Origin of the sequence: Zeaxanthinibacter enoshimensis, assembly GCF_004362865.1 — a bacterium.
In the GTDB taxonomy this organism is placed as follows: domain Bacteria; phylum Bacteroidota; class Bacteroidia; order Flavobacteriales; family Flavobacteriaceae; genus Zeaxanthinibacter; species Zeaxanthinibacter enoshimensis.
In genome coordinates this window covers 169,680-196,163 of the sequence record NZ_SNYI01000003.1, presented here as the reverse complement: position 1 = coordinate 196,163, position 26,484 = coordinate 169,680, and the positions used below count along the sequence as shown (strand labels likewise).

Here is a 26,484-nt window from a genome sequence, read left to right as displayed (position 1 = left end):
TAAAATGTGGAAAATTGAACACGGGGAAAGCCAGGAAAAAGAACATAAAAAAAGCACCCGGGAAAGGGTGCTTTAAATAGCTGGTAAATCTATCGGACTAAACCGTGTACTTATTTGTGGTATGCATCAGCGTGAACCGCTGCCACAGCCCTACCGGAGGGTTCGTTCATGTTTTTGAATGCCGCATCCCACTCCAGTGCTATACGGGTGCTGCAAGCCACAGAGGGTTCCTGGGGAACACTCAGCGCAGCGGCATCACTCGGGAAATGAGATTCAAAGATAGACCGGTAATAAAATTCTTCTTTGGTCGTAGGTGTCTGGATAGGATACCTGAACTTGGCGTTTGCCAACTGCTCATCGCTCACTTCCATGGCTACCACTTCTTTCAGCGTATCGATCCAGCTGTAGCCTACCCCATCAGAAAACTGTTCTTTTTGCCTCCAGGCGACACTTTGGGGAAGGTAGGATTCAAATGCCTTACGAACCACCCATTTCTCCATCCGCTCCCCGTTGATCATCTTATCCTGGGGGTTGATGCGCATTGCGACATCCATGAACTCCTTATCAAGAAAGGGAACCCGCCCTTCTATACCCCATGCTGCCAGGGATTTGTTGGCACGGAGGCAGTCGTACATATGCAGCTTATCCAGTTTACGGACCGTTTCTTCATGGAATTCCCGGGCATTGGGTGCCTTGTGGAAATAGAGGTAACCTCCGAACAACTCGTCGGCACCTTCGCCGGACAACACCATTTTGATCCCCATGGATTTGATCACCCGGGCCATCAGGTACATAGGGGTTGCCGCACGGATGGTTGTGATATCGTAAGTTTCCAGGTTATAGATAACATCCTTGATGGCATCCAACCCTTCCTGTATGGTAAATTTTATCTCGTGGTGCACCGTTCCTATATGATCGGCAACCTTTTGTGCCGCAGCAAGGTCCGGCGAACCTTCAAGCCCGACAGAGAAAGAATGCAACCTTGGCCACCAGGCTTCGGTGGTGTCATCGCTTTCTATCCTCTTCTCTGCATATTTCTTGGCGATAGCCGAGGTAACGGAAGAATCTAATCCGCCGGATAATAATACGCCGTAGGGCACGTCAGACATCAGCTGCCGGTGTACTGCAGCTTCCAGGGCATCCCTGACAGCCGCTATACTGGTCTCGTTGTCCTTCACAGCCTCGTACTCCATCCAGTCGCGCTTGTACCAGCGTTTCAGTTCCCCGTCACTACTGTGCAGGTAATGCCCTGGCGGGAACAGTTCGATCCTGGTACAGGTTCCTTCCAGGGCTTTTAGCTCGGAAGCGACATAGAAGGTGCCGTTTTTGTCCCAACCCATATAGAGCGGGATAATCCCCATATGATCCCTGGCCACGAAATATTCGTCCTTTTCACTGTCGTAAATAGCGAACCCAAAGATCCCGTTCATCTCGTCAAGGAAGTCCGTTCCCTTTTCCTTGTACAGGGCCAGGATCACCTCGCAGTCCGAGGCCGTCTTAAACTTGTACCGCCCTTCAAATTGTTTGCGGAGCTCCCTGTGGTTATAAATCTCACCATTGGCAGCGAGTACCAGCTTACCGTCTTCACTGAGCAGCGGTTGTTTTCCCGACGCCGGGTCTACAATGGCGAGCCGCTCATGGGCCAGGATCGCTTTCTCATCGGCATAGATCCCGCTCCAGTCCGGACCGCGATGCCTGACTTTTTTAGACATTTCCAATAATTGGGGTCTTAAGACCTCGCTACTTTCCTTTATATCAAAGGCACATACTATTCCACACATGCTGTTATATTTTAAACAATATATAAGCAAAGATGAACTTATCATTTATAATTACAAACATAAAATCGTTTATTGGTTATAAATCATAATATATTAAATCGTTTTACAATCAGATCATTAGTGTAAAATACCCATAAGTGAAGAAATACGTATCTTTTGTAAGCTGGAAGACCATTGCAATTTGCAAGGGTATTATATTTATAGCGACAGAACAGCTCAGTATTAACGAACACTAAATTTTAACCATGAAAAAAATTGCAAGTCTTATCCTTTTAATTGCGGCCTTTGTGGCGAGCCCGGTTGCGGCACAGGAATTCAGCGGACTCGATAAAAGTCCGGCTGACATAGCCACTTATCCCTCCAGCTACAAGATCGCAGACAAGAAAGTGAAGGTGGTCTACAGCCGGCCACAACTTAAAGGCAGGTCCATGTCTGAACTGGCCCCCGTGGGAACCGTCTGGAGAACCGGCGCCAACGAATCTGCAGAGATCACTTTTTACCAGGACACCCAGGTGGGCGGAGATTCAGTAAAAGCAGGAACGTATTCGCTGTTCACAATCCCGGGCGAAAAAGAGTGGACCGTGATCCTTAACAAGAACCTCAACCAGTGGGGAGCTTATTCCTACGACGAAGCAGGAGATGTTGCCCGGCTAAAAGCCGGTGTCAGCGAGGGCTCTGAATCCCTGGAAGCTTTTTCTATTGCTTTTAAAGAAGTAGATAATGGCGCTCACATGGTCATGGGCTGGGGCAAGACCAGGGTGGCCGTACCTCTAAGTTTCTAACTATCGTTTACAGTACAAAAAAACCGGGGCAATTACCCCGGTTTTTTTTATGTCTTACAGTCTCCTTATTTAACCCATTCACCGCCCACACTGACCTTAACAGCTTTCAATTTTGGAATCTCGTTACCCGGCACCTCCATAATGTTCTTGTCCAAAATCACGAAATCGGCAAATTTACCTGCCTCTATACTTCCTTTTTCATCCTCTTCAAAGTTGGAATAGGCAGCCCAGATCGTCATTCCCTTAAGCGCAGCTTCCCGCTCCAGGAGCTGGGATGGCATAAAACCTCCTTCAGGATATTCCTCCAGGTCTTGCCGGGTCACGGCTGCATAAAATGTGTGGAATGGATTTACCTGCTCTACCGGGAAATCTGTTCCCAGGGCAAGTAAGCCGGATTGCTGAAGCAAGTCCTTAAAGGCATAAGCACCTTTCACCCTTTCTGCACCCAGCCTGTCTTCTGCCCAGTACATATCGCTGGTGGCATGGGTCGGCTGTACCGAGGGGATGATCTTTTCCCCGAAATAATCGAAATCCCCGGGGGCGATCACCTGGGCATGTTCTATTTTCCAACGTGGATCTTCTTTCTCCGCCAGCACCTCGGCATAGGTCTCCAGGATCACGGCGTTGGCAGAATCTCCAATGGCATGTGTATTCATCTGGTACTCTGTTGCCGCAATTCTTTTAGCTAATGCCCGGATATCGGCTACAGGAGTAACCATGGCGCCAAAGTGCCCAGGCTTGTCAGAATAAGGTGCTTTAAGTGCAGCACCCCTGGAGCCCAGTGCTCCATCCCCGTAAACTTTCACGGAGCGGACATTAAGACGGTCTGTCTTCAGTATCCCCTGTTCCAGGAAATGATCCAGGTTCTCAGGCTTGTTACTCACCATGGCATACACCCTCATGCGGAGCTCCCCGGCCTGCTGCAAGCTATCTATGATTTCGATCACGGAACGGTCGAGGCCCGCATCGTTTACCGTGGTAAGCCCGTAATCAAACGAAATTTTCTCCGCAGCTTTCAGGGCCCGCACTATGGTTTCCTTATCAGGTTTAGGCATAATGGCATCCACGAGAGCCATAGGTCCATCAACCAGGACCCCGGTAGGCTTGCCGGATTCTTTTACTACCTCGCCCCCAGGCACTGCAGTGTCCGGTCCTATGCCTGCCATTTTCATTGCCGCACTGTTCACCAGGTAAGCATGACCATCGACCCGTTCCAGGGCGACCGGGGTATCAGGAAATAATTCGTCCAATTCCTTACTCGTCGGAAACTCCTTTACCTCCCAATCATTCTGGTCCCAGCCACGTCCCCGGATAAAATCTGAATTCCGTTCCTGCTGGAAAGCTTTTACTCGCGCCAGCACCTCTTCGTAACTTTTGGTTCCGGTAAGGTCTACTACTTCCTGGTTAAGTCCCAGCCCGTAGAAATGGCAATGAGCATCGATCAGACCCGGGACGATAGTCTTCCCCCCGGCATCAAATATCTCCCCTGCGCTGAATCTCTCCTGCAGCTCCTCATCGTTACCTACAGCGATAAACCGCCCATCCTTTACAGCAAAAGCAGTTGCTTTACTGAAAGCACTGTCTACAGTATAAACGTTAGCATTAATGACCAGGGTATCGGCCGTTTCCCTGGAAGGTGAGCAAGCGGTGAGCCCCAGTAGCAGGAGCACCGTGAACCATTTTAATCGAATCATGTCTTGGATGGTTTAGCAGAAATTTCTTTCCACAAAAATTAAAACCGGAAGATAGTATTTTTTGGATACCGGGCGCAAGTGCACTACCTGCGTCCCTTGGATTTCTTTTCTTTGATCTTTACGTAGATGAGTTTCTTGCGACCCTTGGAATCTTCCCGGCGTTCTATTTCGAATTCGTCAATGGAATTGATCAGCGGGGTCAGTTTCTGGAAACCGTAATTCCTGGAATCAAAGTTGGGTTGTTTCTTCTGTAGCAAACTGCCCACATCCCCGAGGAATGCCCACCCGTCATCATCCGCAACATCTTCGATGGTATCGGCGATCAGTTTGATCTGCTTCGGAGTAATTTTATCAACATCACTTTTGGAAGAGGATTTGCTGGAACTCGGGGTCGAGGTATCCTGGGCCTCTTTCTTCAGGATCTCGATATAGATGAACTTATCACAGGCCACGATAAAAGGGTTCGGGGTTTTCTTCTCCCCTATCCCGTAGACCTGTTTCCCGGCCTCCCTTAAACGGGTGGCCAGTTTAGTGAAGTCGCTGTCACTGGAAACAATGCAGAACCCGGTTACATCCCCTGTATAGAGAATATCCATGGCGTCTATGATCATGGCTGAATCCGTAGCATTCTTGCCGGTGGTATAACCATACTGTTGTATAGGGGTGATCGCATTCTCCAGCAATAACTGCTTCCATTTCCCGAGCCTGGGATTAGTCCAGTCCCCGTAAATCCTCTTGATCGTCGGGTTACCGTACTTGGCGATCTCCTCCATCATTTCCTTAACATAGGCAGAAGGGATATTATCCCCGTCTATCAATACTGCCAGTCGATTGTCCATATTTAATATATTTCCTGCAAAATACATGGAATTCCGCAATTAACAGCGCATCCGGGGATAAAGCTTTGCCGGGTAGTTATGCTTTGATTTTCTCCTGGGGATTGTCTGCTTTAAGAGCTCCCACAGCCAGGAACAGCAGGAAGCCCATGGCCGGGTAAGCCAGTAATTTATACGATCCCAGGGTAGAAAAATACCAGCTGAAAACCGGTGGTGCCAGGGCACTTCCAAGGATGAGCAGCGACATCACCTTCCCGGTGATGGCCCCCAGGTTGCTCCGACCAAAGAACCTCGGCCAGGCTATGGCATTCAGGACGGCAAAGAATCCACCCAGGATCCCGATCCCGGCGATAACCAGCACAACTCCTATGGGAGCCGAGAGTAATAGTAAGCCGGTTGCGGCACAGAAACCGCCAAGGATCATCAGGTAGAGATACCATTTTAAGCGGACGTAATCACTGAGGAAATTGAACAGGGTGGATACCGAAACTGAGACCACCGAACAGGGAAGGAAAATAGCAATGGCTTCTTCTTTTGGCATCCCGGCATCCGCAAATATTGAAATTACGTGAAAAGTAAAACCGGTAATAAAAAAACTGTTGAAGGCCAGGATCAGGGCATACATCCAGAAAGCCCTTGTACGCCTCGCTTCCTTCAGGGTAAATTGTTTCTGCGCAAGTGCCCGGGCTATTTTCTCCTGTTGCTCTTCCTCGGAACGGGTTCCGTCAGGAAACAACCCATAGGCTTCCGGGCTATTCTTATAAAATACCAGTATCAGGAGAGCAATTACGAGCAGGCCTGCAGCCAGGTAACGCCAGGCCCCCGCCCATCCCTCTGTTTCGATCAGCGCATTCAGCCATAAAGGAGAAGCAGAGAAGCCAAAGGAGAGGGCAATGCTGCTGAACATATTCACTTTGCCACGGTGTTTGTCAAACCAGATCATGATCACATTACGCGAAGCCATGGTCAGAACCCCCTGCCCGGCAAACCTCAGCATAAAGAACAGGCCGATCATCAGTACAAAGGGTACCATCCAGCTATTTACATCCAGGAGCTCTTTTACAAATTCGCTCATATGAACTGCAAAGGAACACAGCACCAGGGCCAGTGCTAAGGTAAGGGCTGCGCCAAAGGCCACGATCCTGGCACCGTACCGGTCAAACCAGACCCCTGCCTTCCCGATTACCAGTGAACTCAGGATAGTTCCCAGCATATAAGCGTTACTGAACTGGTTACGCGAAAGTCCCAGGGCATCTTTTACAGGGTCTGTAAATACAGAAACCCCGATCGTCTGCCCGGGAACGCTGGCCCAGATACCTATGGTCCCGATCAAGAGGATCAGGTATCCATAGAAAAAGGGTGTTTGGCGCGGATCTATCAAGTATTTCTTAACCTGTTCGCTCATGAGTACTGGTGAAGGGCAAAAGTAACAGATTTAAAACGTTAGACGAAGCCGGCAGTTCAAGGCATCCTTAAGTGCAGAAATTACGTATATTCTAATACTATTACATGTATTGATGAAATTTACCACCCCACTTATCTTACTGTTGTTTTTTTGCCTCGCTGATTCACTTAGTGCACAGGCAACCCGGCAATACTACTTATTGGAAGACTACAGCTATAGCAATCCTACCCAGGAGGGGCTGATAGATTTTTATATGGAAGAGGCCCTGGTCCCTGCACTCAAAAGAAACGGGATCACTTCTATCGGCGTATTCAAGGATCGCCCGGGTGATAGCGACCCAGATAGTCTGCGACATATCTACGTTCTTTACCCCCTGTCTTCCCTGGATAAAATAGTACGATTGAATGAATCCCTGCAAAAGGATGAACTCTACCAAAAGACCGCGACCCCATTCCTGGGTGCGCCTTATGACAGCCCGGCTTTCTATAAACTGACTACAACGGTGATGAAAGCATTTAAAGGGATGCCGATCATGAAACAACCTGCATTGGAAGGGCCACGGAAAGACCGCATTTACGAGCTGAGAAGTTACGAATCTCCCACGCCCGATCTATACCGGAATAAACTCCATATGTTCAACGAAGGGGGTGAGATAGCCCTGTTTGAAAAGCTGGGATTTAACGCTGTTTTCTACGGAGAGGTGATCTCCGGTTCCAGGATGCCAAACTTGATGTACATGACCACCTTCGAGGACAGGCAGACCCGGGACCAGCTCTGGAAAGAGTTCTTTGAATCTGAAACCTGGAAAGAACTGGAACGCGATCCTAAATACCAGCATAATGTGAACAAGGCTGATATTATGCTACTACATCCTACTCCCTATTCGGATTACTGAACCTGGTTAACCCGTGGCTTGTCAACCAGCATAAACTCTACCCGCCTGTTGCGTTTCCGGCCGGCTTCGGTCTTGTTATCAGCAATGGGATGAGCACCTCCTTTACCTGACCACTCTATCCTTTCCCCGGACAATCCAAGGCTCTGCAAATAATCAGCCACCACCGCGCATCGCTTCTGAGACAGCGCCAGGTTATACTCTGCCGTCCCGATATTATCAGTATGACCCTTAATGACGACCTTTAAGCCGGGCTCTTCCTGAAGGAAATTGTAGAGCTGCAGTAATTCTGTTTCTGCTGCCTGCGAAAGTGCATATTTATCGAAGTTGAACAGCACGTCACGGAATATCCTTGACTCCCCTACCACGTAATTTTCGGTATTGTTCCTGGCCTCCGGCCGGAATTCCTTATCTGCCATCTCTAGCTTCACCATATCCAGGTAGTAATAGGCTCCCTGTTTTGCCCGCTTTTTACGATGGTGGATACGGGTACGTTTATTGCTCTTCAGGTTGCCAATGGTAAGGTAACGCTCATCACCCCCGGCCACGAATTCTCCCTGTATCAGGTGCCAGTCACGGGTATCGGAAAAATACCCGCTGTGTTTTATTTCCAGGAAGGTATAGGTATTTTCCACGTCCCTGTAGAGATGCATTTTGGACAATACCTTAGAGGTCTTTGCAGTGATAGGATTAACAGAAAAACACAGGTCAAAGTCTTTTACGGCAAAGTCGGATCTTTCTGCCAGGCTCACGTAAAAAGACACCCTGTAGGTGACGCCCTCCACCAGAGCTTCGGTCAAAGCCGCCTGTATGTATTCCCGGTAATCATTAGGCGCATAAAGGTAAAGCCCCGCGTAGCCTTTCCCGAAGTCGGCCCCCTGTTTCCCGTTAAAGTTAACAGGCGTACCCATGACTTCGCTGCAACCGTTAAAATAATCGGTTGAACCATCAGTAGGAACAGACCATCCTAGCACATCAGCATGAAAATTACCCAAGCGTTCAGGGCAGCTGTGATACTTTTCAAAACTGGGGTTCTGCACCAGGTTTTGCGCACTCAGGCAGAAGCTAAAGCACAAAAAGGTGAATAAGAATGTCTTATTTTGGTTGAGTTGCATCGCTTTAAAGCGTCTTTCACTGACCAATTTAGTCAATTATCTGCCAGCCAGCCGTACCTCATCGACGTAGGGTCTAAATAGCAGGGCAAACTTCACCAACAGTTTAAACCATTACAGATCAAACTTATAGGTCAATCCACCCAGGACCTGGAGACTCTGTACCCTGAAGTTAGCCCATCGCTGGTACTGGTTATCAGCGAGGTTACTTCCGCGGACAAATACTGAGAACTGGTCTGAGAAACGATAGCCTACATGGGCATTGGCATCAAAGTAGCTGTCCAGGGTAAGCAAGACGGCATTCGGCTCGCTTGGAAAGGTAGTTGTAACTACTTCGGTGGCAAGATCCTCACGCTCTCCTACGTAGAACAGTGTTCCACCTACGTACCATTGGTCTCCTATCTGGTAATCCAGGAAGAGGCTGGCTTCTGTATTCGGGAGGTTCCAGGCAGGGTTGCCGGTCTCGGTGTTGTAATCATAGATAGCGGCATTCACCCCCAGGCTGAAATTCCGGTTTACATCTACATTCAGTTCTCCGAAGAGTCCGAGAGTCTTAACATCATCATAGAAAACTTCAAAGGAATTCCCGTAATGGTAAGATTTCTCATCATCCCGGAATTCATTGATAGCGTTTAAGAGGTACAACGGCTTACGATTCTCCGCGGTGTAGGATCCTTTAAAATTGTAACTCAGGTTAGGTAAAAGTTGTCCTTTCAGCCCCAGGAAAGCATCGTACTGCCTGTCTGTTGGCACAATTTGCAATGTTGGCGACATGTATGGGTTCTGCACCGTATAATCGTAATAAGAGTTCTGGTCCAGCTCTCCTTCAACTCCAACATACACAATGGCAGATTCCTCCAGTAGCCTGTAGGAAGCCCTGACTGAAGGATAGATATAGAAATTACTGTCATTATTTTCCAGGTCCTGCCCGTAGACAAAATTGGCCCCGAGGTTCAGGGTATAATTATCACCTTTCATCTCCAGGCTGGGATTGAGACCAACCTGCAGAAGGCTGTAATCTATCCCGGTAGTATTCTCCGGGTTATTGACATCTGCATTAGCAAAGCTGCCTCCCACATAATCCAGTTTCCCACTGATGTAAAGGGCATCGTTTTCCAGGGGAACCTGGAACCGGGGTTTAAAAACTGCACGATCCTCACCAGAATCGGCGGCATCCCAAAAACGACGGTAAAGGATATCTCCTCTTTTAAAGAAAGAAGATTCGGTTTCAATATGGGCCTGCACCCCGGCGTGGTAATACTGCTGTAATTCGTCCATTCCCTGGACTGTGGCTTCACTGAAAATATCTGAAGGGATCCCATACCAGTTATACAGGCGGTGACCTCCTTCTATCCCGGCTCCCCAACTCAGGGAACTGGCTTTCTGGGTATAGTTCAGGCCAAGACTGCTGTTATAAAAATCGGTGTCCAGAGGGGTGTTCTCTATGTCTCCCCTGGAAGAAAAATGGTTGAGACTAACATCAAAACGCTTATCTCCCTGGTCCATTTCGTGGCTGGTATAAAAATCCACCAGAGCATTATTAAAATTGCCTACAGCAGCGGTCAGGTATGAATTATATAATGATTCCGGGGCCTCCTTTTCCACCTGGGCGGCACGGCCTTTGGAAGGGCTGAAAGTAGAGGCTACAGGCACAGAAAAAATAGTGTACTCTATAGGTTTTTTCTGCAGGGTGATCGAATCTGTCAACACCGGCTCCGGTCTGATTTTAAAGGCGTCAGAAACCGTGGGCGAATATGGTTTGACCACGGTGACCGTCTCCGTTCCTATGGGTTGTTCCTCCTGTGCCAGAGCACTTTTCCCTCCAAGGAAAAGCATGGCAAGTATCAATATGTTTAATGGTCTCATTTTCATTTCCACTTTTAGTTACCCCCGTTATCTATGGAGGAATTACTTTCAGACTCTTTTTGTTTGATAGCTGCCAACTCGGTTTTCGCTTCCCTGACGATCTCCGGGAACTGGCTGAAATTGGCGATCACACTCTCCAGGATGTAGGTTGCCTGGTAAGCATCCCCGAGGGCATAGTAGTTACGGGCCATCAGCACCAATCCTTTGCCACTCCAGCGTTTGTAAGCCGCGAAGTCTTTCACCAGTTTCTGTACAGCCGTATTGGAGGCTTCGTGCTTGCCGTTCTTATTCTTAAAATACGCATCGTAAAAGGTGGCCTCGGCTGCAAGTTCACCACTGGCGATCTTAAGGACCTCGGCATAGGCCGATTCTGCCCGGTTTTCGTTCCCGGTGGCTATGGCCGACCTGGCGATCATCACCTGGGCGTCACTCCGGATGCGGTTATCGATCCCGGGCGTAGCTAATACCTGCTCGGCATAGGCGATTGTTTTTTGATAATCCCCTTGCTCATAATACCCTTTCATAAGGTTTGACCGGGCAAAGGTTCGATTCTGGCCGATCTCGGCAGTTTTTTCCAATCTCTCCAGGTAAGGAAGTGCGCTGGTATAATCGTTTTTCGCCACGTAGATCGAGGCCACCCTGGTAAGGGCCTGTTCGTTGTATTCTCCCCTGCCCCCGTCTGCAACTTGTTTATAATGGGGTAGTGCTTTCTCGGTATTCCCGGCACCGAAGTACAACTGTGCAAGGTTAAAATGAGCCTCCTGGCTGTGCAGCCCGTTAGGGAAAGAACGGAGGTACTCCTCGTATCCCCTGATGGCGGCATCATTCCTGCCTTCCAGTTGCTGTTTGCTGGCCGACTCGTAGGTAGCGTTATCCAGCTCTGCATCGGTCACCTCTACAAAATCGAGTCCTTCCACCCACTGTGCATATTCATTGACACGGCCGGTATCCACATAGATCAATTTTGCGGTGGCTACTGCCTGTATGGCTTCCTGTGAGTTAGCGTAATCGCGGACGACCGACTTAAATTTCTCAAGGGCCTGGTCGTTCCGGTTAGCATTGTAATGGATCAGTCCCTGCCTGAGTAAGGCCTGCGGTACAAGGCTGCTCATCCTGTATTCCCTTACCAGCCTGTCATAGGCTTGTAATGCCTGTTGATCAGAACCAGCCCGCACATAGGAATTCCCCAGTTCGAACAGGGCATCGTCTTTGAGGGGCGAATCCGGGTACCGGGAAATAAAGGCGTTCAGTTCCTCCATCTTCTGGTCATTCCTGTCCACAAAGCCGTAGCTCAGAGCTTTCTGGAAAGCGGCATAATCCTTTTCCTTACTGTCGGTGGCTAACACCTTGTTATACGCTTCCATAGCCGGCCAGTATTTACTGCTGACAAAATAGCTGTCTCCCAGGCGGACATTGGCATCATTGACCATGGGCCCGGAGCCCCTGTTGTTCGCGTAACGCTCAAAATAGGTACTCGCACGGTCATACTGTTTCATCTTGAAAAGTGCGTACCCCTGGTGGTAATCCAGGTCTTTGTATTCTGTTGTAGAGGCCGCTCTCGGCAACTGTCTGAATGTATTGTAATCGGCAAGTGCCTCCTCGTAGCGGTTGAGCAGGTACGCGGATTCTGCTTTCCAATACCGGGCACGTGCCTGGAACAAGGCGTTTTCAGGGTACTGCAAGGATTTGGAGAAATGCTCCAGCGCCTCCCCGTACTGTGAATCCTGGAATAGTTCCAACCCACGGTAGAAAGCCACCTTCTGGTAAGTTTCCTTGCTGGCGTAGTCCCTGTTCTTTTCGAGCAGGTCCAGAGCTCCTTTAAAGTTTCTTGAAGTGATATAAGAATCTACAAGTAACGCCTGGATCTCGCGCGTATTTGGATCGCCAGGGTATTTCTGCAGAAAAGTTGTCAGCACCTGGGGCACGGGTTCGTAAGCGTTACCCAGTTCGTAACTCAGCCTGGCGTAATTCAGGTAAGCATCTTTTGCAATTTCTGCACTGAATTCCATCTGGGAAGCATTCCTGAAAGCATTCAGGGCCTCTTGTTTCTTACCCAGTTTCAGGTAACTGTCAGCCAGGTGGTAGTAAGCGTTTTGCGAAACGCTGTTGGTACCCCCGATGATCTTATTGAACTGTTGTATGGCATTGGCAAAATCTCCCTGCTTGTAATAGCTGTATCCCAACAGGTAATAATCTGTATTACTCCACTTGCCGCGTTTCCCTTTATAAGCTTCCAGGTATGGGATGGCATTCTGGTACTGACCCAGGTTAAAATAACTCTCCCCAATGATCTTATTTAATTCAGATACTTCCTGGGGTTCAGATCTCGGGATCTGTTTTTTGGCAAGGGCAATTGCTTCTTCAAACTTACCCTGCTTGAAATTCATATCGGCCTGGTAATAGGAAAGTTTCTCATCCAGTACTTCCTGGTCCTCAATCTGGTTGAACCTGGCATTTGCCTTTTCATAATCATCCTGTTGGTAGGCGATATACCCCAGGTAATACTTGGCCTGTGAGCCGTATTTATCAGAATTGACCACCTTATTCAGGTATTTTTCGCCTTCCCCGGGTTTACCGGTCGCGAAAAGCGAATACCCCATGTTAAAGTTGAACTCTTCTTCTTCCCTGGGCGACATGCTGCCCTGGTCTACCTTGGAATACCAGCGCAGTGCATTAGGATACTTGCCATTCCTGAAGTAGTAATCGGCAACATCGCGGTAAGCGGCATTCTGCTTGGTCGATGTCGGGTAATTGGTCACGAAATCCTCCATCATCCGGTCTGCCCCGGTCTGGTTGAGACGTACGGCGGCATTGGCAGCGTAATAGGCACTATTGGCTTCTGTCTCGCCATCCTTGGTCTGCTGCTGTACTTTCTCGAAGATGGTCTGGGCAGCCTGGTATTGCCCGTTATTATACAATGCCAGGGCCTCCTGGTACTGGCGATTATCGTGAGTATATATTTTTGATTCCTGGGCTATCCCGCTTGCAGATATGGCAAGAATTCCCAGGAAGAGGACCGATTTTGTGGTTCGCATAGTGTTCTCTGATTAGTACGAATTCCCGTATTTTCCATCATAACGTGAAAAATGCCATCACAGTATGTTGACCCCCTAACAATAAATTAAGTAGTCACCGGGGAACAAACAGGTGCTGGCAATTAAGCACTTAAGGCGGGAAAGCCTTTCAAAGAAAAGAATTTTGCGAGAGGTCTCCCTGATTATACTGTGGAACTTATTACATTTATATCAACAAATACTACTATGAACGAGAGTATACTGAGTTTGGAGGATGTAGCCGTATTTCAGCAGGAAAACATGGTGCTGAACGATATCACCCTGGAGGTCCGGAGAGGAGAATTCGTCTACCTTATCGGGAAGACCGGGAGTGGGAAAAGCAGCTTTATGAAAACCCTCTACGCCGACCTTCCACTTAAGGAAGGGAAAGGTGAGATCGTGGGATTTGACCTTAAATCCCTGCGAGAAAAAGATATTCCCTACCTGAGACGCAAACTCGGGATCGTTTTCCAGGATTTTAAATTGCTACCCGACAGGAACGTCAACAAGAATATGGAGTTTGTTCTCCGGGCCACGGGCTGGAAAGACCAGGCCCAAATAGATAACAAGATCCTGGAAGTGCTGGAGAAGGTCGGGATGAAAACCAAGGGGTTTAAATTTCCCCATGAACTTTCCGGCGGCGAACAGCAGCGAGTGGCTATAGCCAGGGCCTTATTGAATGACCCGGAACTCATCCTGGCCGATGAGCCCACAGGAAACCTGGATCCACAGACCAGCGTGGAGGTGATGAAAGTCTTGCAGGATATTAATAAGTCCGGCCGCACCATACTGATGGCAACCCATGATTACGCCTTATTACTGAAATATCCCTCCAAAACCCTGAAGTGCGACGGCAACAAGGTGTTCGAGGTGGTCCAGAAAGCAGTTTAAGCAATTGTTATCGGGGTATTTTCTTACATTTATGGGTGAATTCCAGCCGCGCCATGATCCTTAAAAAACTGACCTTTCGCCCTGATCGCAAAGTACACCCCCTGATCGGGCTGCTTCTTTTCAGCATATCCGTGCTCCTGATGATCATCACAGGACCCTTTGGGTTTGTTTATGGTGTCTTTCGGAGTCTTTTCAAAGAAGGGATCAAGGGCCTGGGAGAATACCTTTTGCAAATCGCCATTTCTATTGACCAGCTGGGCAATGTCCTGATGCAGCATTTACTGAATACGCTGTGGATTAAAAGGGGCGGATATCCTTTCGGGAACAGGGACGAGACTATTTCCAGCGCATTGGGCAGGAATAAAGAAGTAAAACAACTAACCGCATTGGGCAGGGCAATTGACCGGTTGCTGGATCTGATCGATCCCAACCACAGCCTCAATTCTATCGATTATTATATAGAACCCAGTCCCGGTACTGTCGACAGGCTGGTATGGGTTAATATCCGGGAGGGAAAACTGCTGGCGCTGCAGTTTAAGGAACATGAAGCAATGGAACTTCCCGGGGGAAGACGGATACCCGGCCGTTCGGATGCTGCCAACCTGCAAAACCTCCTCGAAATTGAGCTGGGGCTGCAGCCGGTGATGAGCACATTGACTTACCTGCACACTTTTGAAGACCAGGGTTCAGCAACAAGATCCGGGGGCATACTCCGGCAGACCTGTTATTCTGCAGAATTCAAAGGAACCATTCGTCCCCACCCCTCCGTACGATCGGTAGCCTGGCTGGGCAGGGAGGAACTGGGAAAACTAGTGCCATCAAGCGGAATTATTGCCGATTACCTGGTCTCCCGAGGTCTTTTGACCTAATATCCCGGGCAGGAACGTCCGGGAATTTGATTATTTTTACGTTTATTGCTTAAAAATTAATACACGTATGGAAGTCCTAGGGATTGATATTGGAGGTTCGGGAATCAAAGGAGCCCTGATCGATATGAAAACAGGGGAAATGCTCACAGAGCGTCACCGTATCCCAACCCCGAAATCAAGAAAACCCGAAGCAATGGCTGCAGTTGTAGGCCAGATCGTTAAGCATTTTGACTACAAGGGACCTGTTGGCTGTGGATTTCCTACCGTGATCAAGAACGGGGTCTGTAAGTCTCATGGCAACCTGCACCCTTCCTGGGACGGGGTAAACGTGGAAGCCCTCTTTGAACGGGTAACCGGGAATGAATTCACGGTGATCAACGATGCCGATGCAGCCGGTTATGCGGTTATGAACTATGGCAGCGGGCAGGGCGAAAATGGTTTCGTGGTCATCATCACCATTGGTACCGGCCTGGGGAGCGGGGCATTCTTCAACGGTAAACTGATCCCCAACTTTGAACTGGGGCAGATCCCTTACAAAAAATACGATAAGATAGAGACCTGGGCAGCAGGATCCGCAAAGGACAGGGAGAACCTCAGCTATAAAAAGTGGGGAAAACGCTTTAACCGTTTCCTGGAGCTGGTAGAACTGATCGCGGCCCCGGACCTTATTTTCCTGGGTGGTGGCGCTTCCAAGGACTTTGAGGAATACAGGAAACAGATCAAAATAGAAACGCCGGTGGTACCGGCCAGGTTACAAAACCATGCTGGTATCATCGGCGCTGCCACAGCGGGACTCCGGTTTAAAAAAGAATGTATCCGGACCCCTATCTAATTCCTGATTAAACGGCTTTACTCCGTTTCCTGTCTACTTCTTTCAGGTGAATTTTACGAAGACGTAAATGTTTTGGTGTAACCTCTACATATTCGTCTTTCTGGATGTATTCCAGGGCTTCCTCCAAAGAGAATTTAACCGCAGGAACAATCTTTGCTTTATCATCAGCTCCCGAAGAACGTACGTTAGACAGTTTCTTGGTCTTGGTCACGTTAACGGTCATGTCATCACCGCGCGAGTTTTCCCCGATCACCTGGCCTTCATAAATTTCTTCACCCGGATCTACGAAGAAGCGTCCACGCTCCTGTAGCTTATCGATAGAATAAGGAATCGCTTTCCCGTTCTCCATAGAGATCAGGGAGCCATTCTGACGCTGGGGAATATCACCTTTCATCGGCTGGTACTCCAGGAACCTGTGAGCCATGATGGCTTCACCGGCAGTGGCTGTCAGCAACTGGTTCCTCAACCCGATAATACCGCGGGAAGGGATCTGGAACTCGATGACCATACGGTCTCCACGAGCTTCCATTTTCGTCATTTCTCCTTTACGGACAGATACCATTTCCACAGCCTTCCCGGATACTTCTTCCGGCAGGTCTATCGTCAGGTGTTCTATCGGCTCACAAGCCACGCCATCGATCTTCTTGATGATCACCTGGGGTTGCCCGATCTGCAGTTCATAACCTTCTCTCCTCATCGTCTCGATCAGTACAGAAAGGTGTAATACCCCACGTCCGAATACCATGAACTTATCAGCACTGTCTGTCTCTTGTACCCTAAGGGCCAGGTTCTTCTCCAGCTCCCTTTCCAGGCGTTCCTTGATGTGACGAGAGGTCACAAATTTACCATCCTTCCCAAAGAAAGGGCTGTCGTTTATCGTAAAGAGCATACTCATAGTAGGCTCGTCAATAGCAATTGTTTTAAGAGCTTCCGGGTTCTCCAGGTCGGCCACGGTATCCCCGATATCAAACCCCTCAAGACCGGTAATGGCACAAATGTCCCCGGCTTGTACTTCCTGTACTTTTATACGGCCAAGACCTTCAAAAGTAAATAGTTCTTTAATTCGTGATTTCACGATCTTCCCATCTCTCTTTACCAAAGAAACCTGCTGTCCTTCTTTCAGGACACCACGCTGCAAACGACCAATAGCAATACGGCCGGTAAAGGAAGAATAATCCAGGGAAGTGATCAGGAGTTGTGTATTCCCCTCCGTGGTTTTGAACTCAGGGATGTGCTCCACTACCATTTCCAGCAGCGGCTCGATCGAGTCAGTTTGGTTCTTCCAGTCATCACTCATCCAGTTATTCTTGGCTGAACCATAGACTACAGGGAAATCCAACTGCCATTCTTCGGCACCCAGTTCAAACATCAGGTCAAATACCTTTTCATGCACCTCTTCAGGGGTACAGTTCTCTTTATCCACTTTGTTTACCACCACGCATGGCTTAAGACCAAGGTCAATCGCTTTCTGCAATACGAAGCGGGTCTGCGGCATAGGGCCCTCAAAGGCATCTACCAGCAAAAGAACACCATCGGCCATGTTCAGTACACGTTCTACCTCCCCGCCAAAGTCGGCGTGACCGGGGGTATCAATAATGTTGATCTTAGTGTCTTTATAGGTTACAGAAACGTTCTTGGAAACGATAGTAATACCGCGCTCCCTTTCCAGGTCGTTGTTATCGAGGATCAGGTCCCCGGTTTTCTCGTTGTCGCGGAAAAGCTGGCAGTAATGTAAGATCTTATCAACCAGGGTAGTTTTCCCGTGGTCAACGTGGGCAATAATTGCAATGTTTTTTGTTTTGGACATGGCCTTAATTTAAGCGCGCAAAGATAGTCAAAAACAATTGAGTACAAGCATTAACCCATAAATTTGTAAAAGCCTTAACTATTTGACTTTCAATACCTACGAATGCTCGTCTGCAGAGGGGCCATAGGTAGCAGGTACGGATTGATCCAGCAGGCGGAGGTAAACCCCTAATTGTGCCCTGTGGTGGGGCAGCTGGTTCATCACCGATCGAAGTACTTTGTATTTCTTGTCTACCCAGATCGGTTTCCCGCCCATCAGCATTCGCCATTCCTTTTCGGTGTATTCTGAATCTTCTTTCTGCAGGGAAGCTTTTGCCTCCTTTTCATTTTTCCGCAGTTTCTGCACCATTACCTCGACGGATTCGTCCAGAGGTTCTTTATAATCATCCATGGAGATCTCATCTGTTTCCATGGTACCGGAGACCCAGCTGGGGATCTCTGCCAGGTGGCTGCCCAACTGCCGCAAGGTCATGGATTTGGTGTGCGGCTTCCAATCCAGTTTATCTCCAGGGATGCGTTTTAGGAATTTCTCGGTCAGCGCGACCTCTTCTTCGAGTTCCGGTATTAAAATTTCTTTGAATTTCATGACTAAGCATTTATTTAAAGATACTATTTTCAAAGGTAGATATCGGCCTACTTCCTAATTCTAACCGAAATTCCTTCCAATAAATTATGCCTCCAATTTCCTACCTTTGCCCAAATTAAATTTCATGGAACTCTCCCTAATACCCCAGATAAAACATACCGATAGTAATAACTTCTTTTTACTCTCCGGCCCCTGCGCCATAGAGGGTGAAGAAATGGCCCTGCGGATCGCGGAAAAGGTCGTGGGCCTGACAGACCGGTTAAAGATCCCTTATGTCTTTAAGGGCAGCTTTAAAAAAGCGAACCGCAGCCGGGTGGATTCCTTTACGGGGATCGGGGATGAAAAAGCCCTTAAGATCCTGAGAAAGGTTTCAGAAACTTTTAAAGTTCCTACGATCACCGATATCCATGAACCTGCAGATGCGGCTATGGCCGCAGAATACGTGGATGTACTTCAGATCCCGGCCTTCCTGGTGCGGCAGACCGACCTGCTGGTAGCAGCAGCAGAGACGGGGAAAGTCGTGAACCTGAAGAAGGGCCAGTTTATGAGCCCGGAGAGCATGAAACACGCAGTGAACAAGATACAGGAATCAGGTAATAAGCAGGTCTGGATCACGGATCGTGGTACCATGTTCGGCTACCAGGATATGATCGTGGATTTCAGGGGAATCCCCACGATGAAGCAATATGCCCCCGTAGTACTGGATGTAACCCACAGCCTGCAGCAACCCAACCAGGCATCCGGGGTGACCGGCGGCCGCCCGGAGCTCATCAATACTATGGCACGTGCCGGAATCGCAGCGGGGGTGGACGGTATATTTATCGAGACGCATTTTGACCCAGCCAATGCCAAGAGCGACGGAGCCAATATGCTGGCACTGGACCGAATGGAACAGTTACTCACCAACCTGGTAAAACTTCGCAGCACGGTGAATTCGCTGGTCTGATTTACCCACTTACAGACCAGGAATGACTTATAGTGGCGTTAACAGGATTTTAATGCTAATCATCAGCGAATTAACCCTTTACGATAATTTTTAACGCTATCTCAATTAGTGTTAACCATAATGCCTGTGTCATTTTAACAAGCCTTTTGGAATTAATAAATTGAAGGATAATCCTAAAATTTAAAATTATTCCAATGGAAAATCAACTTGAAAATTTTGCAGACAGGGTGGTAGATTTCTTACCCGGCCTCCTGGGTGCACTTGTGGTATTATTAATAGGCTGGCTTATTGCCAGGGGCATCAAAATGCTGGTGGTCAAATTACTGAGACGAACCTCGTGGGATGAAAAATTACTCCGGGGCAGTAATGTAGAGGATTCCAATAAATTCATAGGGAACATCTTCTATTATATCATCATGATCATGGTGATCCTGATTGTCCTTGAAATTTTAGGAGTAGACGAAGTGCTGACACCACTTGAGAACATGTTAGGAGAATTCCTGATGTTTATTCCCAACCTGGTGGGAGCCGTTCTGATCGGGTTCGTGGGGTACCTGCTGGCCAAATTCGTTTCCAACCTTGTTACCATAGGCGGGAACTTCCTTGATCGCCTGGTAGATAAAACAGGATTCAAGGATACAGACAAGCTGGTATCTATTTTAAGAAAAGTTGTTTTCATTATCATTTTTATCCCCTTCCTGATACAGGCGTTCAATGCCCTGGAAATGGAGGCGATCTCCGGACCGGCCAATAGTATTCTGGCTGGATTTACCGAAATGATCGGGCAGATCATTATAGCAGCAGCCATCTTATTCGTATTTGTCTGGGGCGGAAAATACCTGGCGCGTTTCTTAGAGGACCTCTTTAACAGCATGGGAATGGACAGGCTCGCCGCGACCCTTAAATTACAGAACATGATAGGAGCCGGCCAATCCTTCTCCAAGCTGGTTGCCAACCTGATCTATTTCTTCCTGGTATTCTTCGGGGTGATTACCGCCGTAGAGATCCTTGGGCTGGACAGGCTGACGGAAACCCTGAACCAGATCCTGGAAGTTACCGGGCAGATCTTATTCGGACTGGTGATCCTCGCGATCGGTAATTACATCTCCGTGATCATTTACGATACGTTAAGAAAAGGAAATAACAACCGCTTTATTGCCGGGCTGGTCCGATGGGCTTCACTTGCCCTTTTCATAGCAATTGCGCTAAGGACCATGGGTATTGCCAACGAGATCGTGGAACTGGCATTTGGACTGACCCTTGGTGCCATCGCGGTAGCGGTAGCCCTTAGTTACGGGCTTGGTGGACGAGAGGCAGCCGGGGAACACTACAGGGAGATCATACAGAAGTTCAAGGAACCAAAAGGTCCTGAACAGGACGATGATCAGAAATTCCCCCCTACTCCCCCTAAAGACCGGTTACCGGGCGATACATTATAAATCGCATTTAAGAAAACCCTCCCTTCCCGGAGGGTTTTTTTATGCGTTAAAGTCTGAAGATAAGTTGAAGTGTACGGGTTATTCGTGTATGCGGGGCGTGTAGGGTCTCCTTGTAAAAAGGGAGCGGGCAAAACCCAGGTTCACATCCCGGTCAAAATCGCGTTTCAGCTTGGAACTGAGGATCTCGGGCTGAACATGGTTCATGATCACCTGCTGTAATTTCATATCGATCTCGAAATAGAAACCTGAAAAATCAGGCAGACCATCAAAATCCGGATGGGCGATAAGGAAACGGGTGATCTTTGGACGGAGTTGATATTCCAATTCGACACAGAACTTCCCGAGCTCTTCATCGATGCGTTTTCCGGATATCCATTGGAATTTCATGGGTTATTGTCTTGACTAGAGGGTAAGTTACTATTTTCCAGCCAATAAAATACCCAACAGCTGCAAATTATACCATCAAATAGCGAAAACTTCCTCCATCCCATCCAAACTTGGTAGACATCGCCTATTCAATTCCACACCTATTTCTGATGGCCTTAGTTGGTATAGCTTGCTGGTAATTTATGCAGGGTTTAAGCGAGGGCACAGTAAATATTCTATCATGAATGATTAGATTTAAGGTTAAAATCTTCTGATTAATGAAATTCGACCTTGTCTTATATTTACAAAAAACCAAATCCATGCGACCTATCCTGTTTTTTCTTGTGTTGATCCTTTCTGTTAACCTGGAAGCCCAACATCACCACCGGGGAAATGACCCTATAGTGTTCCCCGATATCCCGGGATACCTGAGCCTGAAGACCGATCTGCACCAGCACACCGTTTTCTCTGATGGTTATGTCTGGCCTAACATACGGGTACAGGAAGCCCTGAGGGATGGACTGGATGTGATCTCCCTTACAGAGCACCTGGAATACCAGCCCCATTCTGAGGATATTCCTCACCCCGACCGGAATCGCTCTTATCAATTAGCCCTGCAGGAAGCTGCCTCCCATGACCTCATCATTATACACGGATCAGAAATTACCAGGGCTGCCCCAATGGGGCATAGTAATGCTATATTTATACAGGATGCCAATCCTTTACTGGCCAAGGATTCGCTTACACCTTTCCGGGAAGCTAAAAAACAGGGAGCATTCGTATTCTGGAACCACCCTGCCTGGTACCCGCAGAGTTCCATGGGAATTCCCATTCTCAGTGCCTTCCAGGAAGAAAGAATTGCAAATGGCGCACTGCACGGGATTGAAGTGATCAATGAAAAAGACTACTCCGAGGAAGCGCTTGCTCTGGCCCTGGAAAAAGATCTTACCATTATGGGCACGAGTGACATTCATGGACTGATCACCTGGGATTACGAAGAGAAAGGACACGACCGACCCATTACCCTGGTCTTTGCAAAGGAACGCAATACGGAATCCCTGAAAGAGGCACTTTTTGCCGGACGCACCGTAGCAGTTTACAATAATATCCTGGTCGGGAAAGAAGAATATTTAAAACCCCTGCTAAAAGCTTGTATCAGCATAGAGAAATCGGGGTACATAGGAAAGACCCAGATCCTGGAAGTTATTCTTAAGAACGAAAGCAGTACAGAGCTGGTGTTTGAAAATATGATGCCCTATACCTTCTACAGCAATTCCCCGGTGTTCACAGTTCCGGCCATGGGCACCACAACTCTTAAGATCAAAACAATGGAACGCCTGCCAAACATTACCCTTAAACTTAAAGCACTAAAGGCCATCACTGCGCCTAAGACTAATGCTGTGGTGGAGTGGGATGTTAAGGGGTGACAAAGGGGACAGAGGGGACAAATAAAAGGACAAATCAATATTAGCAGTGGCAGGTATAGGATACTGCTTTTTAACTGCAGCCTGGCTGTCTAAATTTGTACTCCTAAGTTATATAGCAATGACCCACAAAAATCTACTGATCTGGAAGAAAAGTATGGAATTGGTGATGGTCATTTATCAAACAACCAGGGCTTTTCCGGAATCGGAAAAATATGGTCTAATACAACACCTGAGAAAAACGGTTATTTCTATACCCTCGAACATTGCCGAAGGAGCCGGAAGAGGTACAACGCGAGAATATTTGAGATTCCTGGATATTGCCACAGGATCTTTGGCAGAATTAGAAACCCAATTGATCATTTCGAAAGAATTAGGTTACATACTACATTCAGAGACCATCAATAAAGAGATTCGCAGTCTTAATCATTTATTCCGTAAAATGAAAGATTCATTGGGCAATAAACTCAATTCATAGGGCCGTCACCTTGTCCCCTTTGTCCCCCTTGTCACCTCATTCAATTCCATCAACATAACCCTGCAAATACGCAAACCTTTCGGTGAGTTGCCCGTCTTTGGTCATAAGTGCCCTGTCCAGGATACCCCTGGCATCATCATTAAAGAAGGATGGGATCACATGTTCCACGAAGGCGGCACCGAAGCCTTCACTGGAATCCCGGGGAAGTTCTGCCGGGAGGTTATCTACCGCCATCACAGCAATTGCTCCCGGTTTACGGAAGTCAATTTCGGTCTCCAGCTTTGGATCGTACCCGTAAATAGGTTCAGCAATGGTGGACGGCCTGATAGTAGAGGCTACGGGTCCGTCTATATCACAAGAGATATCGGCCACCACGCTGATCCTGAAGTCGCGTCTTTTTGCATCGGTGCGCGTAAACAGGTAGGGCGCTTCTTCTGCGTAGAAATGACCCGCTATAAACAGGTCGGAAACCCTTGCAAAGCGCATAAAATCTGATTCGTATTCATCGGGATGGTCGATAAAATCGGACATTCCCAAATGCTTCCCATCTTTTCGCTTATTGTAATCCAGGACCTCTAACTGGCAGAAGACAGGCTCATCAAAGGTTTCGTTCAGGTATTCCTCTACGTTCACCTGGCGCAGTTCCATTCCTGTCAGCATTTCCATGGCGCCTCCGCCGACCCTTCCTTTCCCGGTAAGGAGGATCTTAACATTGGGCAGGGAAATATCTCTCAGCACCTCTATCAGCGCTTTCTGGTCTTTCAGGGCTTCCGCCTTGGGAATATCATAGAGCTCGTGTTTCAGGCCAAAGGCCCTGAAACCGTTATAGGCCCCTACGATTCCGGCATAACGACCGAAAGCCACCAGGCGGGAGTTCCGTTCGTCCGTGATCACCTCGTGGTCATACATCTCGATATCCTTATTCAGGATAGCCTGCAGCAGGTCGCGGTTATAGGGTTGCTTTTTGATGGTATGCGAAAAGAAGAAATATTTTTTATGCGGGATCAATGCCGGGATGGGCACTTCTTTTACACCCAGCAGGATATCACATTCCTCCATTCTGTCTTCTACCGGGATCCCGGCAATCCGGTATTCCTCGTCTGTGAAGACCCGGATCGGAGAAGGTTCTACGATAATTTCGGCCTCGGGATAGGCTTTCAGGACTTTCTGGCAGGCTTGGGGAGACAATACCACACGGCGATCCGGCGGATTTTTGCGCTCCCGGATGATTCCGATTCGCATAAATAAAACTTGGTATAAATTTTGAACGAATGTAAGAGGAATTTAGTGAATTTCCGAATGAAAGAAGGTTTTCAGAAGCGCATTGAAAAATGTATCTTTGTGGGTTCCCACGGCGTGGCAACCAAGTTACAGCAGGGACAAAGTGATGAGCACATTTGCGAAGACCTTTGAAAATAGTTCTTTGATTTAATGGGGCCGACTGGTTTTGACAGCAAGACCAATGGTTATGTAAGCATGCCGAGCGCTGGGATACAGCTCGTAAATCTCATATTTCACACTTTTTAAATGGCGAAGATAATTACGCTCTTGCCGCTTAATCTGAATTATAGTAGGATTTAGCCTCGTCCCTGCAAGGCAGGGAAGCGAGATGTCCCTGGATAGCCCTTGTTGACGGCGATCCATTCAGGGGCACCATAAAAGTCAACATAGGGGGATTGTAGCTTCGGCAATTCCTCAAAACTAAAGAAGCTAAGTGCGTAGTAGGCTGGTTCTGGTCAGCTGCGCATCGAAAACCAATCAGGACCTAAGCATGTAGAAAGCATGGTTATTGCTTGTTTGGACGAGGGTTCGAATCCCTCCGGCTCCACCTACGCCCTCCGAAGCTCTGATTTTAATCAGAGCGAAGGGGGGCTTTTTTATTTTAAGTCCTATTCAAAATCTCTCCCGAGGGCTACGGTGGATGCCGATCCACCATACTCCGAGCCAAACCCGCATCCCCATTTATGCGCAGGAGGGTTTTTTATTTTATGCCTTATTTTAAATCTCTCCCGAGGGCTACGGTGGATAAGGATCCACCCTACTATTAACGACGCAGGGCGTAATTATTAACAGCCTTAATCAACTTCTTTCTCAAGGCTTTCGGTGGATGTATTTCCTTTGTACTTAAAACTTACTCGCTTAAATGTATTACTGCAAGGAAATTACATTGAAAAAATTTTCTTTTGATTTCCAAAAAAATGAATGACCTACCCTTTTGTGTTTATATCTTAAAATGTATTGACGGGAAACTTTATACAGGATTTACAAGATACCTGAAGAAGAGATTAAAAGCACACCAGTCTGGAGAAGTGCATTTTACGAAGAACAAATTACCGGTTCAGCTCATTCATGTTTCAAAATTTAACAACCCACTTACAGCATACAACTTTGAGCGGTATTTAAATCAGGGTCCGGGAAAGCATTCAGAAACAAACATCTGATCTGAAAGTTAGCTGGAATTTTATGACCTAGCATCGAGAATTTTGTATTTTGAGTATAGGAGTACGTACCACTTCAAAGGAATGCAATCCCCTAATTTAGACAATGGATGAATAAACTTCTATTTAATATCATTCTGTTGATAATGTGTTTGAATGGGATGATAGGTGTTGGGCAGATAAATGGGCCCCACACCAAGGATACCTTGTTTTTAAATTATGAACCTAACTACGTAGTGGATGGGGATCAGACTGCAATTAATTCCGATAAATATTTGACTGTATTCTATGATAGTATATCAAAGCACAATCCATTTAATGGATTTCTAGAAATAAAAAAAGCTACAGTATTCCTTTTAATAGATTCGAAAATTGAGGGTATAGATCCTAGTACATTGATTGAACAAGACAGTATGTATCTTGTAGGAGAATATAATTCCATAATCAGCATTGGAAAGTTGCGAAGAAAATTAACAGAGAAGTACCAGTTAGTATTTATAAGGGACAACCAATTAATTATACCCAAAGAAGTTAGATACAAACAATTTAAATCTTCAGGTAATGGTAATCTATTTTCAAAGAAGCCTATTCATAGAGACACCTTGGTCCTTTCCCTTCATGATGACAGTTTAGAAGATTCTGATCATGCTTCGCTTGGTGAATTATTTCTTCGGAACTATGGAAATAATGGTCAATTAAGTTTTATTCCCACAGAAGAGGCAATCAACTTAAATAAGGAGCCTGTAAATCTCATGTGTTGGTTGCAAGATAGACAAAAGGATCAAAGCTTACCACCTTATAAAGATGCCACCAGTGCGTTTGAAGTGCTAAATGATTACCTTGTGTTTATGTATGATGCGGAAAATGACAATTACAGACTGTTCAATGTTCGAATAACTTCCCTGTAAACCAAATATGTAGCAGCGCTTTTTTCGTCATTCTATCGTTTAGATCAAGAATTAACATGAAGGTGAATAAGTGGTTCTGC

22 protein-coding genes and 1 other RNA gene are annotated in these 26,484 nt (G+C 47.4%); 12 read left to right on the top strand and 11 right to left on the bottom strand.

Annotation, left to right across the window (positions count from 1 at the left end; all coding sequences use genetic code 11):
* Positions 1-110: 110 nt before the first annotated feature.
* On the bottom strand, positions 111-1,781 hold the full coding sequence (gene asnB / locus CLV82_RS12535) for an asparagine synthase B (RefSeq protein WP_133644695.1): 1,671 nt from the start codon (positions 1,779-1,781) through the stop codon (positions 111-113).
* A gap of 245 nt (positions 1,782-2,026) precedes the next feature.
* Here asnB and CLV82_RS12530 point away from each other — a divergent pair, with 245 nt between their 5' ends.
* The gene (locus CLV82_RS12530; RefSeq protein WP_133644694.1) at positions 2,027-2,563 is read left to right on the top strand and encodes a DUF2911 domain-containing protein; all 537 of its coding nucleotides are present in this window, start codon (positions 2,027-2,029) and stop codon (positions 2,561-2,563) included.
* 65 nt (positions 2,564-2,628) lie between these two features.
* Here CLV82_RS12530 and CLV82_RS12525 read toward each other — a convergent pair whose 3' ends face one another.
* From CLV82_RS12525 to CLV82_RS12515, 3 genes are all read right to left on the bottom strand, one after another.
* Entirely contained in the window at positions 2,629-4,257 is a 1,629-nt protein-coding gene (locus CLV82_RS12525; RefSeq protein WP_133644693.1) for an amidohydrolase, read from the bottom strand.
* An 83-nt stretch (positions 4,258-4,340) separates the two neighbouring features.
* Complete coding sequence (locus CLV82_RS12520) at positions 4,341-5,096, bottom strand: NYN domain-containing protein (RefSeq protein WP_133644692.1); 756 nt, start codon at positions 5,094-5,096, stop codon at positions 4,341-4,343.
* 76 nt (positions 5,097-5,172) lie between these two features.
* On the bottom strand, positions 5,173-6,498 hold the full coding sequence (locus CLV82_RS12515; RefSeq protein WP_133644691.1) for an MFS transporter: 1,326 nt from the start codon (positions 6,496-6,498) through the stop codon (positions 5,173-5,175).
* A gap of 112 nt (positions 6,499-6,610) precedes the next feature.
* Here CLV82_RS12515 and CLV82_RS12510 point away from each other — a divergent pair, with 112 nt between their 5' ends.
* Positions 6,611-7,393 (top strand): NIPSNAP family protein, encoded by a 783-nt coding sequence (locus CLV82_RS12510; protein ID WP_133644690.1) that lies wholly within the window; start codon positions 6,611-6,613, stop codon positions 7,391-7,393.
* Here CLV82_RS12510 and CLV82_RS12505 read toward each other — a convergent pair.
* The 3 genes from CLV82_RS12505 to CLV82_RS12495 form a co-directional block, all read right to left on the bottom strand.
* Entirely contained in the window at positions 7,387-8,505 is a 1,119-nt protein-coding gene (locus CLV82_RS12505) for an OmpA family protein (protein ID WP_133644689.1), read from the bottom strand. The genes CLV82_RS12510 and CLV82_RS12505 overlap by 7 nt on opposite strands.
* A 111-nt stretch (positions 8,506-8,616) precedes the next feature.
* Positions 8,617-10,368, bottom strand: coding sequence for a TonB-dependent receptor (locus CLV82_RS12500; protein WP_133644688.1), 1,752 nt, complete (start codon positions 10,366-10,368; stop codon positions 8,617-8,619).
* Positions 10,369-10,382: 14 nt separating this feature from the next.
* The gene (locus CLV82_RS12495; RefSeq protein ID WP_133644687.1) at positions 10,383-13,403 is read right to left on the bottom strand and encodes a tetratricopeptide repeat protein; all 3,021 of its coding nucleotides are present in this window, start codon (positions 13,401-13,403) and stop codon (positions 10,383-10,385) included.
* A gap of 225 nt (positions 13,404-13,628) precedes the next feature.
* On the opposite strand from CLV82_RS12495, the gene CLV82_RS12490 reads away from it, so the two are divergent.
* From CLV82_RS12490 to ppgK, 3 genes are all read left to right on the top strand, one after another.
* Positions 13,629-14,312: a cell division ATP-binding protein FtsE gene (locus CLV82_RS12490; RefSeq protein WP_133644686.1), complete on the top strand. Its 684-nt coding sequence runs from the start codon at positions 13,629-13,631 to the stop codon at positions 14,310-14,312.
* A gap of 53 nt (positions 14,313-14,365) precedes the next feature.
* Complete coding sequence (locus CLV82_RS12485) at positions 14,366-15,181, top strand: NUDIX hydrolase (RefSeq protein ID WP_133644685.1); 816 nt, start codon at positions 14,366-14,368, stop codon at positions 15,179-15,181.
* Between the two features lie 67 nt (positions 15,182-15,248).
* The gene (gene ppgK / locus CLV82_RS12480) at positions 15,249-16,013 is read left to right on the top strand and encodes a polyphosphate--glucose phosphotransferase (RefSeq protein ID WP_133644684.1); all 765 of its coding nucleotides are present in this window, start codon (positions 15,249-15,251) and stop codon (positions 16,011-16,013) included.
* Between the two features lie 7 nt (positions 16,014-16,020).
* On the opposite strand, the gene typA is transcribed toward ppgK, so the two are convergent.
* Positions 16,021-17,820 carry a translational GTPase TypA gene (gene typA / locus CLV82_RS12475; RefSeq protein ID WP_133644683.1) on the bottom strand — a complete coding sequence of 600 codons (1,800 nt, stop codon included), beginning with the start codon at positions 17,818-17,820 and terminating at the stop codon, positions 16,021-16,023.
* 96 nt (positions 17,821-17,916) lie between these two features.
* The gene (locus CLV82_RS12470; protein ID WP_133644682.1) at positions 17,917-18,405 is read right to left on the bottom strand and encodes a DinB family protein; all 489 of its coding nucleotides are present in this window, start codon (positions 18,403-18,405) and stop codon (positions 17,917-17,919) included.
* Positions 18,406-18,529: 124 nt separating this feature from the next.
* Between CLV82_RS12470 and kdsA the strand changes: the two genes are divergently transcribed.
* On the top strand, positions 18,530-19,351 hold the full coding sequence (gene kdsA / locus CLV82_RS12465) for a 3-deoxy-8-phosphooctulonate synthase (RefSeq protein ID WP_133644681.1): 822 nt from the start codon (positions 18,530-18,532) through the stop codon (positions 19,349-19,351).
* A 194-nt stretch (positions 19,352-19,545) separates the two neighbouring features.
* Entirely contained in the window at positions 19,546-20,790 is a 1,245-nt protein-coding gene (locus CLV82_RS12460; protein WP_133644680.1) for a mechanosensitive ion channel, read from the top strand.
* 78 nt (positions 20,791-20,868) lie between these two features.
* Here CLV82_RS12460 and CLV82_RS12455 read toward each other — a convergent pair whose 3' ends face one another.
* Entirely contained in the window at positions 20,869-21,177 is a 309-nt protein-coding gene (locus CLV82_RS12455) for a hypothetical protein (RefSeq protein ID WP_133644679.1), read from the bottom strand.
* A gap of 299 nt (positions 21,178-21,476) precedes the next feature.
* On the opposite strand from CLV82_RS12455, the gene CLV82_RS12450 reads away from it, so the two are divergent.
* A complete protein-coding gene (locus CLV82_RS12450) occupies positions 21,477-22,583 on the top strand; it encodes an Sb-PDE family phosphodiesterase (protein WP_133644678.1) in 1,107 nt (368 codons plus the stop codon).
* Positions 22,584-22,701: 118 nt separating this feature from the next.
* The gene (locus CLV82_RS12445) at positions 22,702-23,058 is read left to right on the top strand and encodes a four helix bundle protein (RefSeq protein WP_166636715.1); all 357 of its coding nucleotides are present in this window, start codon (positions 22,702-22,704) and stop codon (positions 23,056-23,058) included.
* A 36-nt stretch (positions 23,059-23,094) separates the two neighbouring features.
* On the opposite strand, the gene CLV82_RS12440 is transcribed toward CLV82_RS12445, so the two are convergent.
* Positions 23,095-24,300, bottom strand: a complete 1,206-nt coding sequence (locus tag CLV82_RS12440) for an NAD(P)-dependent oxidoreductase (protein WP_133644677.1) — start codon at positions 24,298-24,300, stop codon at positions 23,095-23,097.
* 191 nt (positions 24,301-24,491) lie between these two features.
* Between CLV82_RS12440 and ssrA the strand changes: the two genes are divergently transcribed.
* The 3 genes from ssrA to CLV82_RS12425 all read left to right on the top strand — a co-directional run bounded on the left by ssrA (position 24,492) and on the right by CLV82_RS12425 (position 26,404).
* Positions 24,492-24,889, top strand: a transfer-messenger RNA (tmRNA) gene (ssrA, locus tag CLV82_RS12435).
* 367 nt (positions 24,890-25,256) lie between these two features.
* Positions 25,257-25,499 (top strand): GIY-YIG nuclease family protein, encoded by a 243-nt coding sequence (locus tag CLV82_RS12430; RefSeq protein ID WP_243744229.1) that lies wholly within the window; start codon positions 25,257-25,259, stop codon positions 25,497-25,499.
* Between the two features lie 107 nt (positions 25,500-25,606).
* Positions 25,607-26,404 (top strand): hypothetical protein, encoded by a 798-nt coding sequence (locus CLV82_RS12425; RefSeq protein ID WP_133644676.1) that lies wholly within the window; start codon positions 25,607-25,609, stop codon positions 26,402-26,404.
* Positions 26,405-26,484: the final 80 nt, after the last annotated feature.

What these genes read in the sequence shown, in the direction of transcription:
- asnB (WP_133644695.1), bottom strand. Translation starts at nt 1,781, where the DNA reads ATGTGTGGAATAGTATGTGCCTTTGATATAAAGGAAAGTAGCGAGGTC.
- CLV82_RS12530 (WP_133644694.1), top strand. Translation starts at nt 2,027, where the DNA reads ATGAAAAAAATTGCAAGTCTTATCCTTTTAATTGCGGCCTTTGTGGCG.
- CLV82_RS12525 (WP_133644693.1), bottom strand. Translation starts at nt 4,257, where the DNA reads ATGATTCGATTAAAATGGTTCACGGTGCTCCTGCTACTGGGGCTCACC.
- CLV82_RS12520 (WP_133644692.1), bottom strand. Translation starts at nt 5,096, where the DNA reads ATGGACAATCGACTGGCAGTATTGATAGACGGGGATAATATCCCTTCT.
- CLV82_RS12515 (WP_133644691.1), bottom strand. Translation starts at nt 6,498, where the DNA reads ATGAGCGAACAGGTTAAGAAATACTTGATAGATCCGCGCCAAACACCC.
- CLV82_RS12510 (WP_133644690.1), top strand. Translation starts at nt 6,611, where the DNA reads ATGAAATTTACCACCCCACTTATCTTACTGTTGTTTTTTTGCCTCGCT.
- CLV82_RS12505 (WP_133644689.1), bottom strand. Translation starts at nt 8,505, where the DNA reads ATGCAACTCAACCAAAATAAGACATTCTTATTCACCTTTTTGTGCTTT.
- CLV82_RS12500 (WP_133644688.1), bottom strand. Translation starts at nt 10,368, where the DNA reads ATGAGACCATTAAACATATTGATACTTGCCATGCTTTTCCTTGGAGGG.
- CLV82_RS12495 (WP_133644687.1), bottom strand. Translation starts at nt 13,403, where the DNA reads ATGCGAACCACAAAATCGGTCCTCTTCCTGGGAATTCTTGCCATATCT.
- CLV82_RS12490 (WP_133644686.1), top strand. Translation starts at nt 13,629, where the DNA reads ATGAACGAGAGTATACTGAGTTTGGAGGATGTAGCCGTATTTCAGCAG.
- CLV82_RS12485 (WP_133644685.1), top strand. Translation starts at nt 14,366, where the DNA reads ATGATCCTTAAAAAACTGACCTTTCGCCCTGATCGCAAAGTACACCCC.
- ppgK (WP_133644684.1), top strand. Translation starts at nt 15,249, where the DNA reads ATGGAAGTCCTAGGGATTGATATTGGAGGTTCGGGAATCAAAGGAGCC.
- typA (WP_133644683.1), bottom strand. Translation starts at nt 17,820, where the DNA reads ATGTCCAAAACAAAAAACATTGCAATTATTGCCCACGTTGACCACGGG.
- CLV82_RS12470 (WP_133644682.1), bottom strand. Translation starts at nt 18,405, where the DNA reads ATGAAATTCAAAGAAATTTTAATACCGGAACTCGAAGAAGAGGTCGCG.
- kdsA (WP_133644681.1), top strand. Translation starts at nt 18,530, where the DNA reads ATGGAACTCTCCCTAATACCCCAGATAAAACATACCGATAGTAATAAC.
- CLV82_RS12460 (WP_133644680.1), top strand. Translation starts at nt 19,546, where the DNA reads ATGGAAAATCAACTTGAAAATTTTGCAGACAGGGTGGTAGATTTCTTA.
- CLV82_RS12455 (WP_133644679.1), bottom strand. Translation starts at nt 21,177, where the DNA reads ATGAAATTCCAATGGATATCCGGAAAACGCATCGATGAAGAGCTCGGG.
- CLV82_RS12450 (WP_133644678.1), top strand. Translation starts at nt 21,477, where the DNA reads ATGCGACCTATCCTGTTTTTTCTTGTGTTGATCCTTTCTGTTAACCTG.
- CLV82_RS12445 (WP_166636715.1), top strand. Translation starts at nt 22,702, where the DNA reads ATGACCCACAAAAATCTACTGATCTGGAAGAAAAGTATGGAATTGGTG.
- CLV82_RS12440 (WP_133644677.1), bottom strand. Translation starts at nt 24,300, where the DNA reads ATGCGAATCGGAATCATCCGGGAGCGCAAAAATCCGCCGGATCGCCGT.
- CLV82_RS12430 (WP_243744229.1), top strand. Translation starts at nt 25,257, where the DNA reads ATGAATGACCTACCCTTTTGTGTTTATATCTTAAAATGTATTGACGGG.
- CLV82_RS12425 (WP_133644676.1), top strand. Translation starts at nt 25,607, where the DNA reads ATGAATAAACTTCTATTTAATATCATTCTGTTGATAATGTGTTTGAAT.